This window comes from Paraburkholderia sp. BCC1885 (genome assembly GCF_900996235.1).
GTDB lineage: Bacteria > Pseudomonadota > Gammaproteobacteria > Burkholderiales > Burkholderiaceae > Paraburkholderia.
In genome coordinates this window covers 25,706-41,032 of the sequence record NZ_CAAJGM010000219.1, presented here as the reverse complement: position 1 = coordinate 41,032, position 15,327 = coordinate 25,706, and the positions used below count along the sequence as shown (strand labels likewise).

14 protein-coding genes are annotated in these 15,327 nt (G+C 63.5%); 5 read left to right on the top strand and 9 right to left on the bottom strand.

From position 1 onward, the window contains the following. Positions 1-22 precede the first annotated feature (22 nt). From FQ755_RS24805 to FQ755_RS24795, 3 genes are all read left to right on the top strand, one after another. Positions 23-1,375 (top strand): MFS transporter, encoded by a 1,353-nt coding sequence (locus FQ755_RS24805; protein WP_144157655.1) that lies wholly within the window; start codon positions 23-25, stop codon positions 1,373-1,375. A 357-nt stretch (positions 1,376-1,732) separates the two neighbouring features. Continuing rightward, positions 1,733-2,560, top strand: coding sequence for a ferritin-like domain-containing protein (locus FQ755_RS24800; protein WP_144157654.1), 828 nt, complete (start codon positions 1,733-1,735; stop codon positions 2,558-2,560). 23 nt (positions 2,561-2,583) lie between these two features. Beyond that, on the top strand, positions 2,584-3,102 hold the full coding sequence (locus FQ755_RS24795; protein WP_144157653.1) for a hypothetical protein: 519 nt from the start codon (positions 2,584-2,586) through the stop codon (positions 3,100-3,102). On the opposite strand, the gene FQ755_RS24790 is transcribed toward FQ755_RS24795, so the two are convergent. From FQ755_RS24790 to FQ755_RS24775, 4 genes are all read right to left on the bottom strand, one after another. Then, positions 3,099-4,703: a DEAD/DEAH box helicase gene (locus tag FQ755_RS24790; protein WP_144157652.1), complete on the bottom strand. Its 1,605-nt coding sequence runs from the start codon at positions 4,701-4,703 to the stop codon at positions 3,099-3,101. The genes FQ755_RS24795 and FQ755_RS24790 overlap by 4 nt on opposite strands. 178 nt (positions 4,704-4,881) lie before the next feature. Beyond that, complete coding sequence (gene trhA / locus FQ755_RS24785) at positions 4,882-5,502, bottom strand: PAQR family membrane homeostasis protein TrhA (protein ID WP_144157651.1); 621 nt, start codon at positions 5,500-5,502, stop codon at positions 4,882-4,884. A gap of 124 nt (positions 5,503-5,626) precedes the next feature. Further along, on the bottom strand, positions 5,627-6,925 hold the full coding sequence (locus FQ755_RS24780) for a c-type cytochrome (protein ID WP_144157650.1): 1,299 nt from the start codon (positions 6,923-6,925) through the stop codon (positions 5,627-5,629). 21 nt (positions 6,926-6,946) lie between these two features. Continuing rightward, positions 6,947-7,681, bottom strand: a complete 735-nt coding sequence (locus tag FQ755_RS24775) for a c-type cytochrome (RefSeq protein WP_144157649.1) — start codon at positions 7,679-7,681, stop codon at positions 6,947-6,949. Positions 7,682-8,334: 653 nt separating this feature from the next. On the opposite strand from FQ755_RS24775, the gene FQ755_RS24770 reads away from it, so the two are divergent. Then, positions 8,335-9,264 carry a CopD family protein gene (locus FQ755_RS24770; protein ID WP_144157648.1) on the top strand — a complete coding sequence of 310 codons (930 nt, stop codon included), beginning with the start codon at positions 8,335-8,337 and terminating at the stop codon, positions 9,262-9,264. Positions 9,265-9,373: 109 nt separating this feature from the next. Here the strand turns inward: FQ755_RS24770 and FQ755_RS24765 are convergent, their stop codons facing one another. The 4 genes from FQ755_RS24765 to dgoD form a co-directional block, all read right to left on the bottom strand. Beyond that, positions 9,374-9,595, bottom strand: a complete 222-nt coding sequence (locus FQ755_RS24765; protein ID WP_144157647.1) for a YodC family protein — start codon at positions 9,593-9,595, stop codon at positions 9,374-9,376. 102 nt (positions 9,596-9,697) lie between these two features. Then, complete coding sequence (locus FQ755_RS24760; protein WP_144157646.1) at positions 9,698-10,000, bottom strand: hypothetical protein; 303 nt, start codon at positions 9,998-10,000, stop codon at positions 9,698-9,700. 230 nt (positions 10,001-10,230) lie between these two features. Beyond that, positions 10,231-11,466 carry an MFS transporter gene (locus FQ755_RS24755; RefSeq protein WP_144157915.1) on the bottom strand — a complete coding sequence of 412 codons (1,236 nt, stop codon included), beginning with the start codon at positions 11,464-11,466 and terminating at the stop codon, positions 10,231-10,233. Between the two features lie 199 nt (positions 11,467-11,665). Then, positions 11,666-12,814, bottom strand: coding sequence for a galactonate dehydratase (gene dgoD / locus FQ755_RS24750; RefSeq protein ID WP_144157645.1), 1,149 nt, complete (start codon positions 12,812-12,814; stop codon positions 11,666-11,668). A gap of 183 nt (positions 12,815-12,997) precedes the next feature. Here dgoD and FQ755_RS24745 point away from each other — a divergent pair, with 183 nt between their 5' ends. Next, positions 12,998-13,738 (top strand): FadR/GntR family transcriptional regulator, encoded by a 741-nt coding sequence (locus FQ755_RS24745; RefSeq protein WP_260858851.1) that lies wholly within the window; start codon positions 12,998-13,000, stop codon positions 13,736-13,738. 43 nt (positions 13,739-13,781) lie between these two features. On the opposite strand, the gene FQ755_RS24740 is transcribed toward FQ755_RS24745, so the two are convergent. Then, positions 13,782-15,269 (bottom strand): DHA2 family efflux MFS transporter permease subunit, encoded by a 1,488-nt coding sequence (locus tag FQ755_RS24740; RefSeq protein WP_409937611.1) that lies wholly within the window; start codon positions 15,267-15,269, stop codon positions 13,782-13,784. Positions 15,270-15,327: the final 58 nt, after the last annotated feature.

The following is a 15,327-nucleotide window of genomic DNA, read 5'->3' as shown; positions in this document are numbered from 1 at the left end:
CGCATTTCCCACCGGGCCGACCATGACCGATCTCGCAACGCCCGCCGCCGTGGCGGCTTCTCCCCAAGCCGGCGCGCCGTTGTCGAAATCGATGGTGCGGCGGATCGTGTTTTCGTCGTCGGTCGGCAATGCGCTGGAATGGTTCGACTTTTCGGTCTATGGCTACTTCGCGGGCATCATCGCGAAACAGTTCTTTCCGATGCACGACGAGTGGCTGTCGACGCTGCTCGCCATCGCCACCTTCGGCATCTCGTTCCTGATGCGGCCGTTCGGCGCGGTGGTGCTGGGCATCTACGGCGACCGCAAAGGCCGCAAGGCCGCGCTGACACTCGCCATCACGCTGATGATGGCCGGCACGCTGACGATGGCGGTGATGCCGCCTTACGCCGTAATCGGCACGACCGCGCCCGTCGTGATCCTGCTCGCGCGGCTCGTGCAAGGATTCGCGGTGGGCGGCGAATTCGGCAGCGCGACGGCCTTCATGGTCGAACATAGCCCATCGCGACGCGGCTATTTCGCAAGCTGGCAATTCGCCAGCCAGGGGCTCTCGGCCATCCTGGCAGCGGCGTTCGGCACGCTGCTCACCGTGTGGATGTCGCCCGAGCATCTGAATAGCTGGGGCTGGCGCATTCCCTTCCTGTTCGGTGTGCTAATTGGGCCGATCGGCTATTACATCCGCTCGCAGCTGGATGAGACGCCCGAGTTTCTGGCGCTGGACCGCGAGCGTGAGCTCGATCCCGACAAGACCCGCGATCCGGCCGCCTCGTTCAGCAGCCACTGGGTGAACCTGTTGCTTGCTATCGGCATCGTGGCGCAATCGACGGTGGGCGTGTACGTGCTGCAGCTCTACATGCCGCTCTATGCCGTGAAACAATTGCACATGCCGGCGGCGGTGTCGTTCGGTGCGGTGATACTCAACGGCGGGCTGCAGTTCGTGCTGTCGCCGGTAATGGGCGCCTGGTCGGACCGCATCGGCCGCATCCGCATCATGCTCACTACGTCGGTGCTGATGGGATTGCTGATTTATCCGATGTTCGCACTGCTGCAGAATCATCCGACCGTGGGATGGCTGTTGCTGCTGCAAGGCACCTCGGGCATCTTCAAGGCCGCTTACTCCGGGCCGATGCCGGCCCTGATGTCGGAAATCTTCCCGACCCACGTGCGATCGACGGGGCTTTCCATCGCTTACAGCATCGGCGTGACTATCTTTGGCGGCTTTGCGCCGACCATCGTCGAGACCTTCATCCATCTGACCGGCGACAAGCTCGCGCCCAGTTATTACGTGGCGACGGCCGCGCTATTGTCCGGCCTGTCGCTCGTGATGGTTGCGTGGCGCAGGCATCGCTTCGCGCGCGGCATATCCCTCGCGCACTGAGAACGCAAGGCCCGCAGAGTGGCGGCGGACGGGCCGCCGGGCCTTACTGCGTATTACTTTCTGGCAGCGTGCGCCGTTGCATGGCTCGAGACCTGGCAGTCCTTGAGGCTGTTTTTTTGCGCCGCATAGAGCCTTGTGTTGATTTGGAACATTCCGACTATCTTGCCGAAGGAACTGCTGCGCCTGGGTATGGTCTGTGCTGTGATGTCTGCAGACTTGCGGAACACCAGCTAAGATGCAAGATACAAGAGGTTAAATCTAATTCAAGGCGCTGTATCGATGCGAACGCAGCCGGGCGAACGCAGGTAGTTCTGGGCACGCTCCAGGAGTCGATGCAGCTTTCGGAGTAAGGAACAAATGCACACTGAGTTTAATCATGTGATGCCCTGGCGGATTGAGGACATCGACCTCACCCGGATCGACCGGCAACGGGCCGTGGCCAACGAAGATCTGCTGCTTCTGTTGTGCGCGGCTTCGTTCATTGAAAGCGGCACGGACCTCTACACCAGCAATCTGAGTACCTTCTTCAACGGCGACCCCGAAGTCTCGGCCTGGCTCAACCAGGAGTGGGAGCCGGAAGAAATGCAGCACGGCCGCGCGCTGAAGACCTATATCGCGTATGTGTGGCCCGAGTTCGACTGGGATACGGCCTTCAGCAACTTCTTCGAAGAGTATTCGAAGACCTGTTCGGTCGAAGACTTCGAAAAGACCCGCGCGCTTGAAATGGTGGCACGCTGCGTGGTGGAAACGGGTACGGCCACGCTGTATCGCGCGATCGGCGAATGCTCGGACGAACCGGTGCTCAAAGAAATCACCGACCTCATCCGCACCGACGAAGTCCGTCATTACAAGCACTTTTTCAAGTATTTCAAGAAGTACAACAAGATCGAAGGCAATGGCCGTCTTGCGGTGTTGGGCGCGCTGATGCGCCGTGTGCTGGAAATCAAGAACGAGGACTCGGAGATCGCATTGCGCCATGTGTTTGCGATCCGCTATCCGGAGCGCGTGCACGACTCGGCGTATAACCGCGATCGCGCGGCACGCATCAATGCGCTGGTGCGACGCAATCTGTCGGCGGACATGTGCGTGAAGATGCTGCTCAAGCCGCTCGATCTGCCCGCACGCATCCAGCCTGGCGTGCATTACCCGCTCGCCAAGATCACGCAGCATGTGTTCTTCCGCTAGTTTTTGCGCTCACGGGTTAGACGTTGACTGAACGCCGCAGCCCACTCGAACAGGTCGTGTTCGACGAATGGCCGGCTGGGCCGCGCGCGTTGTTCGATGGTATGTCGCTCGCCGGCAAGGTGGGCTTTACGGCTTCCTTATTGACCACTGACGCCGCCAGCGGCCACGTGCGGACTTCGCTGCTCGGCGCGGGCGAGCTGTATGCCCCCGATTCACGCACGCTGTGCGTCGCGCTATGGCCGCAGTCGCGGGCCGCTGGCGTGCTCGCGCGCAGCGGTCGTGCGACGCTGAGCTTCGTCTGTGAGGATGCTTTCTATCAGGTGCAGTTACGGTTTCAGCCGCTGGTCAGCGCGCCGGCGGACAGCAGCGGGCTTGCCCATTTCATTGGCATGATCGATACCGGTGAGGCGCAGCGCGTGCCGTATGCGCGCCTGACCGGCGGCATCAGCTTCGAGCTGGAAGAGGGGGGAGCGGCGGTGCTCGACCGGTGGGAACAGCAGATCGAGCACCTGAAGCAGGCCGCCGCAGCGGCCCGGGCTTAACGCCCGCGTCCGCCGTTACGCGGCGGTTGCGAGCTGCGCGGAGCATCGCCGCGCGGCTTGGCGCCGCTTAGCAACGCACCCGGATTGCCGCCTTGCGGCTTGCCCTGAGCTTGCGGCTTACGCGGCGCATGGGTCGCGCCGGCAGCGTCGTGAGTCGCCGCGGCAGGCTTGCCATGATGACGCGTGGTCTCGTGACGCGGATTGTCCTTGCGCACTTGTGGCTGCGTGGCCGAACCAGCGGGCTTCGCGCCTTGCGGCTTTGCACCCTGCGACCTGGCCTGCGGCTGGCCACCCGTCGGACGCTGTCCCGAGCGGGGGCTCGCCGGTTTGGCGGCGCCGCCATCGCGTCGGCCGCCTTCGCCCTTGGGCGCACCTTGACCCTGGCGCGGCTGACGTCCACCGCCACCGCCACCGCCACCCTGGCCACGGCGCAGGATCGGTTCCGGCTTCGCGTTCGGATCCGGCTCGAAGCCGGCGATCACTTCCTGCGGCACGGCGCGCTTGATCAGCTTCTCGATGTCCTTCAACAACTGCAGTTCATCGACGCACACCAGCGACACCGCTTCGCCCGACGCCCCGGCACGGCCCGTCCGGCCGATGCGGTGCACATAGTCTTCCGGCACATTGGGCAGGTCGTAGTTGACGACGTGCGGTAGCTGGTCGATGTCGATACCGCGCGCGGCGATATCGGTCGCCACCAGCACCTGCAACGTATTGGTCTTGAACTCGGCGAGCGCGCGTGTACGCGCCGACTGGCTCTTGTTGCCGTGAATCGCCAGCGCGCTGATGCCATCTTTGGTCAACTGTTCGGCGAGACGGTTCGCGCCGTGCTTGGTGCGCGTGAACACCAGCACCTGGAACCAGTTGTGTTCCTTGATCAGATGCGTGAGCAGCTCGCGCTTCTTGTCGCGGTCCACCGGGTGAATCTTCTGCGCCACCAGTTCAGCCGTGGTGTTGCGGCGCGCCACTTCGATCAGGGCCGGCGAATCGAGCAGATTGTCGGCAAGCGCCTTGATCTCGTCGGAGAAGGTCGCGGAGAACAGCAGGTTCTGGCGCTTCGGCGGCAGCTTGGCGAGCACGCGCTTGATGTCGTGGATAAAGCCCATGTCGAGCATGCGATCCGCTTCGTCGAGCACGAGGATCTCGAGATGCGACAGGTCGATGGTTTTCTGCTGCATGTGATCGAGCAGACGTCCGGGCGTCGCCACCACGATGTCGATGCCACGGCGCAGCGCATCGATCTGCGGATTGATACCGACGCCGCCGAACATCACCGTCGACTTCAGCTTCAGATACTTGCCGTAGGCGCGCACGCTCTCCTCGACCTGCGCGGCGAGTTCGCGCGTCGGCGTGAGGATCAGCGCGCGGACCACGCGCTTGCCGTTCGCCGCCGTCGCCGGCGGCATGGTGTTCAGGCGTTGCAGGATCGGCAGCGTGAAGCCGGCCGTCTTGCCGGTGCCGGTCTGCGCGCCGGCGAGCAGGTCGCCGCCGTTCAGCACGGCCGGAATCGCCTGCAACTGAATGGGAGTAGGGGTGGTGTAGCCGAGTTCGTGGACAGCGCGGACCAGCGGTTCGGACAAGCCGAGGGAATCAAAAGACATAAAAGCTCTTTGCAATGCAGTATCGCGAACGGCAAATGCGCTGCCCAGGGGGCGCGCATTCGAGGCCTAAACCCAGATCCGGTCGCAGGGAAATCGGCGGCACACGCCAGCGCGTGCCGAGTGCTTCAACGCGCTATCAAGACACGTTGACTGGCTTTAAGTTCGCCGTCGTGGGGTATTACGCGACGTAGCGCGCAACACTGACGAATTGACACAGACTGCCCGCCAGTACGAACAGGTGCCAGATACCATGTCCGTGCCGGATGCGCTCGTCGTTGATGAAGAAGTAGATGCCGACGCTGTAGATGACCCCGCCGGCCACGAGCCAGGCGGTACCCGCGGTCGGTAATGCTTCGACCAGCGGACGAATGGCAACGAGCGCGAGCCATCCCATCAAGACGTACAACACCATCGATACGCTACGGGTGCGGCGCCCGAGCGTGAGTTCCTGCACGATGCCGAGGACCGCAAGCCCCCAGCTTACCCCGAATAGCGACCAGCCCCACGGTCCGCGCAACGTAACGAGCGTGAACGGCGTGTAGCTGCCGGCGATCAGCAGGTAGATCGCCGAATGATCGCATTTCTGCAGGACCGCCTTCACGCGCGGGTTGCGCACGCTATGGTACAGGGTGGAGATAGCATACAGCACCAGCAGCATGGCGCCGTAAACGGCGAAGCTGACGACCTTGTACGCATCGCCTTGCAGCGCGCCCATCGTGACGAGCGCAGCCAGCCCCGCCACCGACAGTACCGCGCCGACGAGGTGGCTGATGCTGTTAAAACGCTCACCGACATGCACGACATCTTCTCCTGCCCGGTCCAAGGGTGCCATTGTGCACGACCCGGTCCGGTCCTGGTCCTAAAAAAAGAAGGGCGCGGCCGCGTTTTCCCGCAGGCCGCGCCCTTCTTGCCTGCTGCGTCGCCTAGTCGAGCGGCGCGGAACGCAGATCGGCCACCTGCTGCGGCGACACCGCCGTGCCGTGGTTGCCCCACGACATACGGATGTAGGTCACTACAGCCGCGACTTCCTGGTTCGACAGCGATTGCGCGAACGGCGGCATGCCGTAAGGCTTCTGGTTGCCGCCTGTGCTCGGCGGATAACCGCCGTTCAGCACCATGCGGATCGGGTTCACCGCCGACGGCATCTGGATAGACTGGTTGTTGGCGAGCGGCGGGAAGTTCGGCGGCTGGCCGAGACCGTTTGCCTCGTGGCACTTCGCGCAGTTGTCCGTGTAGATCTTCTGGCCTTGCTGCAGCAGTTCCGTGCCGAACTGAGCCGAGGTTTCCAGTTGCAGGTTTTCCGGCGCTTCGCTCTTCTGCGGAATGGTCTTCAGATACGTGGCCATGGCATGGATGTCGTCGTCCGACATGTACTGCAGGCTGTTGTGAACCACTTCAGCCATCGGACCGAACACCGCGCCGCGCTGCGACACGCCGTTCTTCAGCAGCGCCTGGATGTCCTTGATGTCCCAGTCGCCAAGACCCGCTTCCTTGTTCGACGTGAGCGACGGCGCGTACCAGTTTTGCAGCGGGATCAGGCCGCCCGCGAAGGCCGCCGAATTCACCGGGCCGCCCATGGCGTTGATCGAGGTGTGGCACATGCCGCAATGGCCGAGGCCTTCGATCAGATACGCGCCGCGGTTCCATTCCACCGATTTGGTCGGATCGGCCTTGTACTCGCCTTCGCGGAAGAACAGCGTGCGCCAGCCGATCAGCAGGTTGCGGTTGTTGAACGGGAATTTCAGTTCATGCGGACGGCTCGGCACGTTGACCGGTGCGACCGAGCGCAGATACGCATAGATCGCGTCGGCGTCGGCGCGCGAGACCTTCGTGTAGCTCGTGAAGGGGAAGCCCGGATAGAGCAGGCTGCCGTCCTTCGAGCGGCCGCTATGCATGGCGCGGTAGAAGTCGTCCTGGGTCCACTTGCCGATGCCGTATTGATCGTCGGGCGTGATGTTCGGCGTGAACATCGTGCCGAACGGCGTGGCCATGGGCAGGCCGCCGGCGAATTCCTTGCCGCCGCGCACCGTGTGGCAGGCGATACAGTCGCCAGCCCGGGCGAGGTACTCGCCCTTCTTGATCAGCTCGGCCTGGTCGGCGGGGGTGGCCGCCATGGCGGTGCCGTTGTGAAGATGATCGCCGCCCGACCACAGGACGGGAACGAGGGCAGCGGCCGCGGCTACGACAACTGCCGAAAGAGCGAACAGGGACTTGCGTTTCATTTGGTCATCTCTCCCGGTGCCTTATTGCGGTTCGCTGCCGCAGGCAAGCGGAGTCTTCATCGAACGGGCAGGAGCCGGCACGGGGTTCTGCGGTGCCGTCTGGGTGGACAACCATGAAGCGACAGCATTCACGTCGTCGTCGGTCAAGCGGGTGGCGATCTCGTGCATGCAGTCAGGCGCAATGGCGTGGCGCGAACCCGAACGCCAGGCGCCGAGCTGCGCGCTGATGTAGTCGGAATGCAGGCCGACCAGACCCGGGATAGCCGGTTCCATGCCGGTGAGCGCCTTGCCGTGGCAAGCGGCGCAAGCTGGAATCTGCCGCGATGCGTCGCCGTGCAGCACGATGTCCTGGCCGCGTGCAATCGTGTCCGCCGACACCGTGGGCCTGGCCGGCGACGGGTAAGGAGGACGCTGCTGGGAGAAGTACGCCGCGATCTGATGCAGATAGTCGTCCGAGAGATACGTGACGAGGTAGTTCATGGGCGGGTACTTGCGGCGCCCTTCGCGGAAGTTCTGCAACTGGTTGTACAGGTAGTCGGCCGGCTTGCCCGCGAGGCGTGGGAAGTAGTCGTTGTCCGTCCCCTGGCCGTGGGTGCCGTGGCAGGCCGCGCAGGCCTGCACGCGCGCTTCCATGGTGTCCGGAGTTTGGGGTTGTTGAGTCTGCGCTTTCGCAGTGCTAACGACGCCTGCCGCCGAGATCAGCAGCAGGGCAAGCAGCGGGCGGAAAATGCGTCTAGAAGACACGCGTAACTCCATCAAATTCGGGGACCTGACCGAACTTCGGACGGTTCGGCTTGAGGGCGACTGAGGCTGCGGCGACGCAGCATTCTAACATCGATGGGTGATGGTGACTATTTGCCGCAGGCTGCATAGTTCCCCTCGTAAACGCCGATGTGACAGATTGGCACGGTGATGTATTGGCCATGTCCCAGGTGCCTCCTGGCATGCGTTCTGGGTCGTTGGCGAGACCATTGATGAGACCGTTGGTGAGACTGCGGATCAGCGCACTTTTGAGCTCCGCTGCTGAGCCGTTCCGAGTCCTCCGCTGACTCGTCTTTGAACCACTTGTAGACCGCTCGCAGACCTCGCTTGCGGCTCCCGCCTGCAGACAACTTGCGAGCCGGGCGCGCAAGTCATGCCGCGACGTTGAGCGACACGAAATTCACATTCAGGTTGAACCGACCCGCAGTCAGACCATCGAAGCGTACACTCCCGGGGCGCCGGTGTCTTGCTGCGCTGCGCGTAACCCTTCTTCCCGTTGTATCAACACGCCATTCGCCTTTCATGAAGCTAGCCGATTTTTTCCGTTCAACGCCGCAGCCTCTTGCTGCCGGACGCAACCCTGTCATGTGGACCACGGCCTGCAACACCGGCCATCGTCTTCAAGGCGCCGACGCGGTCGCGGTCCAATGAGGGTCGACGGATTGTGGATCGGGCAGGTCGCCATGGCCGCGCTCATGAATGTCGCGTTTGCATTTGCGGTCGGTTCGGCGCTGCTCGGCGCGTGGCTCGCGAAAGATGCCCAGGCCAAGGTCGCGCCAGCGCGGCCCGCGTGGTTGCGTGCGCAACGCTCGATGCTGACGGCCACGGTCGTGCTGGTGCTCGCCGACCTCGGCTGGCTGCTCTACCAGGCCGCGGCGATGAGTGGTAGCGCGTTGCCGCAAGCCTTCGGCGTGATCCCGACGGTGCTCGGGCGCACTCATGTGGGTTACGCGTGGAGCGTCGCGTTCGTGGGCGCGCTGGTGCTGCTGCTCACCGCGATGTCCTCGCACGCGAGCACGATGCGCAATGCGCTGCTGTGGCTGGCGGTGATCGCGATTGCGGCCGGCAAGGCGTCGCTGGGACACGCGGCCGATGCCGGCCTGGCGTCCGCCGCGATCGGCGTGCACACCTTGCATGTGCTGGCCACCACGGTGTGGGGAGGCCTCGTCGTCGCGGCCGGCCTCGTGGTACTGCCGGCACTCGGTACGTCGACGGCGCGCGGCATCCTGATCCGCACGGCCATGCAGGTGTCGAACGTGTCGCTGGTCGCGGTGGTGGCAGTGCTGGTCACAGGCGTGTTCAACGCGGTACGCGGCTCGAACGGGTCGTTCGAAGCGATTCAGATCAGCACGTGGGGCCATGTGCTGACGCTCAAGCTCGCGCTGGTCGCACTGGCGCTGATGTTCGGCGGACTGAACCGCTTCTCGGCGCTGCCGCGCCTGCGCCGCACCGCGTCGACGATGGACGCGCACACCTTCACCAACGTGCTCTACTTCGAAGCGCTGGCGATGATCGGCGTGTTTATCGCCGCCGCGGCCTTGTCGCTCAGCGTGCCGGCGTTTGTCGCGCTGGGTTGAACGTGCTTGCCGTCGCCTGGCCGGAAACAAAAAAACGCCGCGCAGCATGCCTGCGCGGCGCGAACACACACGGTCGCCCGGCAGGAGCCGGTTGCCCCGCTACTACCCGTTAAGCGGCGAGCGCCTTGGGCACCCGTTCCAGCATCGTTTCAGGGAACATCTCCTGGCGCAGTTCGCCGGCGTCGTCGAACCATTGGCAGATTAGCCACGTGCCGGGCGCGAACACCACCGGTCCCACCCATGTGGCCGTCATCGGCCGGCCGCCCGATTTGAGCGTCAGCACGTCGCCGCCACGGTATGCGGCCTGCTTCGTCAGAAACCTGGTTTTCATCGCTTCGATCATCCACTCAGTGGCTTTGCCGCGCTGACCCGAGATCGGGCGGCTGGCTCGCCTGTTCCATTCACGAGACGGTTTCGCGGGAGCGTTTGCGGCTTATTCGAAACCGAGCTTGTGACCGAGAATCGGCGCACAGAACAGGGCGATCGCACAGCCGCTCGCCTTGCCTTCGAGTTCGGCGCCGGCCGCATGCGAGCCGTAGAGCTGGGTCAGCAGATCGAACAGTTGCGGCGCGCAATAAATAATCGCTGCAGCGATGAAACACCTCTCGACAGTCGAGATGCGCCAGCCGCGTTGAAACGCCATTACCGCCCCGATCACGCGCAACACGCCGAACACCACCAGCGCGCCCACAGCCGCCTGTTCGCGGATCAGATAGTCAGGAAGATATTCGCCCATGATTGCCTCTCGCATCGTCTTTTGTATGCGTTGAAGCAAGGAGTGGGCCAAGCGTGAGGTGAGGGCCATGGCGGCGCGCCAGAACCCTTATTCGACAAGGGTTTGCAGCGCGTGGGTCAGATGCCGGGAAGCGTCCATGTGGCGTTTTTAGGCCGTTTCCGTCCGGAATGTTACGTTACTGAGACGCCCCATCCGCGGCCGCACGTAACGTTCCGGAACACCGGTCGCGCTCAGCGGATACGTTCGATCCGCCCGACCAGAAACAGGTACGACAAGGCGCCCACCACGCCGACCGCGCTCATGAACACGAGCGCCGGCCCGAAGTCATTTCCTTTGACAAGCAGGCCGATCACGATCGGTACGCAAATCGAAGACAGGTTGCCCATCAGGTTGAACATGCCGCCGGTGAGGCCGAGCAGTTCCTTTTTCGCCATGGATGACACCAGCACCCAGGTGATCGACGAAAAGCCGCTGCCGAAGAAGGCGACCGCCATGAACAGAATCACCATCGACGGACTATCGACGAAGTTCGCGCCCACAATCGTGGTGGACAGCAGCAGCCCGGTGACGATCGGCACCTTGCGCGCGAGCGTGGCCGCGACGCCGCGCCGGATCATCGCATCGGAGATCAGCCCGGAAGCCAGAATGCCGACGAAGGCGGCGAGAAACGGCACGGCGGCCATGAAGCCCGCCTTCAGGAAATCCATGTGGCGATACTTGACGAGGTAGGTGGGAAACCACGTCAGGAAGAACCATAGCGTCGAGGTCACGGCGATCTGGCCGATATAGATGCCCCACAACTTGCGGTTGCCGAGCACGGCGCGCCAGTCGGCGACGCTGTAGCGCACGCGCGGCGCGCGGCCGCTGCTGAGTTCGACGAGGCCGCCGCCGCGACGGATCGTGTCGAGTTCCGCCTGGTTGATCCCGGCCGTCTCGGACGGCTCGCGGTACAGCGCATACCAGACCAGCGCCCATGCCACGCCGATCAGCCCCGTGAGGATGAACACGCCGTGCCAGCCGAAATGCTGCTGGGTGAGGACCAGCGCGGGCGTCAGGAAGGCGAGGCCCACATACTGGCCCGAGGTATAGACGGCAATCGCGCGGGCCCGCTCGCTGTCGGGAAACCAGGTGGTGACGATGCGGTTGAGCGTCGGATAGGCCGGCGCCTCCAGCACGCCGAGCAACACGCGCAAGGACAGCAGCAGCACGAAGGCGCTGGCAAAGCCCTGCAGGATGGTGGCAAGCGACCAGAGTCCGATGATCAGCGCCATCATCAGTCGGGGCCGCGCGCGGTCCACCAGCATGCCGCCGGGAATCTGCAGCAAGGCGTAGGACCAGCCGAACGCCGAGAACACTAGCCCCATGTGGGCCGCATCCAGTTGCAGGTCCTGTGCGATGGCCGTGGCCGCAATCGACAGATTGCTGCGGTCCAGATAGGTGATGACGACGGTAATGAACAGCATCATCAGCAGACGATGCCGCTTGCCGGTCGCGCCTTGTGCTTCGAACGTGCTTGTCTCCACTCGCCACTCCTGCTTTTTATTGCGTGATATTGCCAGGTACTGCTTGCTATTACTCGTTGCTACTCCTGCTGCTCGCGTTTGCGTCGCCTGAAGGCCGACGCAAAAACGCCGCCCGCAGGCGGCGTTTCATCGCATCAGCGGCTTACCACTCGGCGACGCTGCCGTCCGTGTGACGCCACACCGGATTGCGCCAGCGGTGGCCGACCTTGGCCATCTCGCGGACCTTCTCCTCGTTGACTTCGATGCCGAGCCCCGGGCCTTGCGGGATCGAAACGAAGCCGTCTTCGTATTTGAAGACTTCGGGATTCTTGATGTAATCGAGCAGATCGTTGCCCTGGTTGTAATGGATGCCCAGGCTCTGTTCCTGGATGAACGCGTTGTAGCTGACCGCGTCGATCTGCAGGCAGGTGGCCAAGGCGATCGGGCCGAGCGGGCAGTGCAGCGCCAGCGCGACGTCATAGGCTTCCGCCATCGACGCGATCTTGCGGCACTCGGTAATGCCGCCCGCGTGCGAGGCGTCCGGCTGGATGATGTCCACGTAGCCGCCTGCCAGGATGTGCTTGAAGTCCCAGCGCGAGTAGAGGCGCTCGCCGAGGGCGATCGGTGTGTTGGTCTGATTGACGATATCGCGCAGCGCCTCGGCATTCTCCGACAACACCGGCTCTTCGATGAAGAGCAGCTTGTACGGGTCGAGTTCCTTGGCGAGCACCTTGGCCATCGGCTTGTGCACGCGGCCATGGAAGTCCACGCCAATGCCGATGTTCGGGCCCACGGCTTCGCGCACGGCGGCCACGTTGTTGATGACGCCCTGCACCTTGTCGAAGGTGTCGATGATCTGCAGCTCTTCCGAGCCGTTCATCTTCACCGCCTTGAAGCCGCGTTCGACCACGGCGCGGGCGTTGTTGGCGACGTCGCTCGGACGGTCGCCGCCGATCCACGAGTACACCTTGATCCTGTCGCGCACCTGACCGCCCAGCAGCGCATGGATCGGCACGCCGTGATGCTTGCCCTTGATGTCCCACAGCGCCTGGTCGACGCCGGCGATCGCGCTCATTGTGATCGGGCCGCCGCGGTAGAAGCCCGCGCGGTACATCACCTGCCAGTGGTCTTCGATCAGGAGCGGGTCTTTGCCGATCAGATAGTCCGACAACTCCTCGACCGCAGCCGCGACGGTATGCGCGCGCCCTTCGACCACCGGCTCGCCCCAGCCGACGATGCCCTCGTCCGTTTCGATCTTGAGGAAGCACCAGCGCGGCGGAACGATGAAGGTTTCGAGCTTGGTGATTTTCATGGTGCGTGTCTCCTTGAGCCTGCGAGGCCAATCCTTGAGTGGCGGATGCCGACGGACATGGAGGGTCCGGCGGCGCGATATCTGAGGATTGACATCCTACAACAAAATCGCCTTTTAATACTATTAATAGTACTATTGACAGCCGGCGTTGTGGGATGCCTTGCAGTAGGCGTTACCACCCGAATGCCCGATAATCGCGGTCGTTTCGACAATGAAGAGCGCCGGAAGCCGGCGGGGAGAGCACTTATTCAGCACGATCTGCACGGGCGTGTCGCCCATCTGCTGGCCACGGCCATTCTGCGCGGCGACTACGCGCCGGAAACCATCCTGCCGCGCGAAGCCGAGTTGATGGAGACTTTCGGCGTGAGCCGCACGGTGCTCAGGGAGGCGCTGCGCACGCTGACATCGAAGGGGCTGATCGAGTCGCGTCCGCGGGTCGGCACGCGGGTGCGGCCGCGCGAGGCGTGGAATCTGCTCGATGTTGACGTGCTCGACTGGTACTCGCGCGTGGCCGAACCCATGGCGTTCGCGCTCAAGCTGCAGGAAATGCGCGAGATGATCGAGCCATACGCGGCGGCATTGGCGGCGGCTTCCTACACGGATGAGACCTTCAGCGCGCTGGACGCGGCGCATGCGTCGATGGTGGCTGCGCGCAATGTCGACGAGTGGGTGCGCGCCGACCTGCGTTTTCATCTGAGCGTGCTGACGGCGTGCAGCAACGAATTGCTGATTCCGCTGGGCACGCTGATCGAACGCACGCTCGAAGCGCAGTTGCGGCTGAACGCGAAGCGGGCCGAGGTGTATAACGCCTCGCTTGCCGAGCACACGGCGGTGTTCGAAGCGATCCGCGCCCGCGATGCAGGCGGCGCGCAGCAGGCAATGGCCGGCCTGCTCGGCGTGACGCGGCGGCGTATCGAAGGCTGACACGCATCGCCGGGCGGCCTGCTTGCGGTGCGAGCCCGCCGGGCTAGTCCATCGCCGCGTGCGCCACTGACGCATCCGCTACCTTGCGGGCTGGGCGAATCAGCAGCAGGAGCGGCACCACCATCAGCGTGGCCACGAACATCAGCTTGAAGTCGTTCAGATACGCAATCATGGATGCCTGCTGCGTGATCGATGCATTCATCACGGCGATGTCGTAGCGTGAGCCGCTTTCCAGCATGGGCCGCATGAGCGGATTGAAGATGTTGACGTTGGCGGCGAGATCCGCGTGCGCGACCTGGGTGCCGCGCGTCATCAAGGTCTGCACGATGGAAATACCGATACTGCTGCCAATATTGCGCATCAGGCTATAGGTGGCCGTGCCGTCGGCGCGAAGCTCCGGCGTCAAGGTGGAAAACGTCAACGCGCTCAGCGGCACGAATACCAGACCCAGTCCGAAACCCTGAATCACACCGGGCCACACGATGTCCGACGCGGACAACACGATCGTGTAGTTCATCATTTGCCATAGCGCGAACGCCGAGATCAGGAACCCCGAGAGCAGCATCAGGCGCGCGTCGATGTGCTTGAGCAGGCGGCCGGCGCACAGCATGGCGATCATCGTACCGGCGCCGCTGGGCGCGGTGACGAGACCCGTGGTCGCGACCGGATAGTTCATTAGTGTTTGCAGCATCGGCGGCAGTAGCGCCCGCGTTGCGTACATCACGGCGCCGATCACGAAGATAAAGAATGTGCCGGTGGCGAAGTTGGGGTCTTTCAGCAACTCGTATTTGAAGAACGAGCCTTTGCCGACCGTGGCCGTGTGGGCGAGAAAGAACGCAAAGCTGATCGATGCCAGCAGCGCCTCGATGACGATCTCATGCGAGCCGAACCAGTCGAGCTGCTCGCCGCGGTCGAGCATGGCCTGCAATGCACCGATTGCCAGCGCCAGCGTCGCGAAACCGAACGCGTCGAATTTGACGTCGTGGCGCGGCGCCTTGCTGGGCAAAAACGTCAGGACACCGAATAGCGCGAAGGCGCCGATCGGTAAATTGATAAAAAACACCCAGCGCCAGTTGTAACTATCGGTCAGCCAGCCGCCGAGCGTTGGCCCGAGAATCGGCCCGACCATCACGCCCATGCCCCACACGGCCATGGCCTGGCCCTGCTTCTCGCGCGGATTGATGTCGAGCAGGATGGACTGCGACAGCGGCACCAGCGACGCCCCGAAGATTCCCTGCAGCAGCCGTGAGGCGACGATCTCGGTGAGCGTCTCGGAGAGCCCGCACAACGCCGAGGCAAGCGTGAAGCCGGCGATCGAAAACGCCAGCAGCCGCTTGACGCTCAACCGGTCCGACAGCCAGCCGGTCAGCGGCGTGGCGATGGCCGCGGCGACGATGTACGAGGTCAGCACCCAGGTGATTTCGTCCTGCGACGCCGACAGCGTGCCCTGCATGTGCGGCAGCGCGACGTTGGCGATGGTGCTGTCGAGCGTCTGCATCAAGGTGGCGAGCATGATCGACACGGTGATCATGGGCCGGTTCAGCGCGGGGGCTGCACTCCCGGATAGCGAGTCGGAAGACATGTGCGAA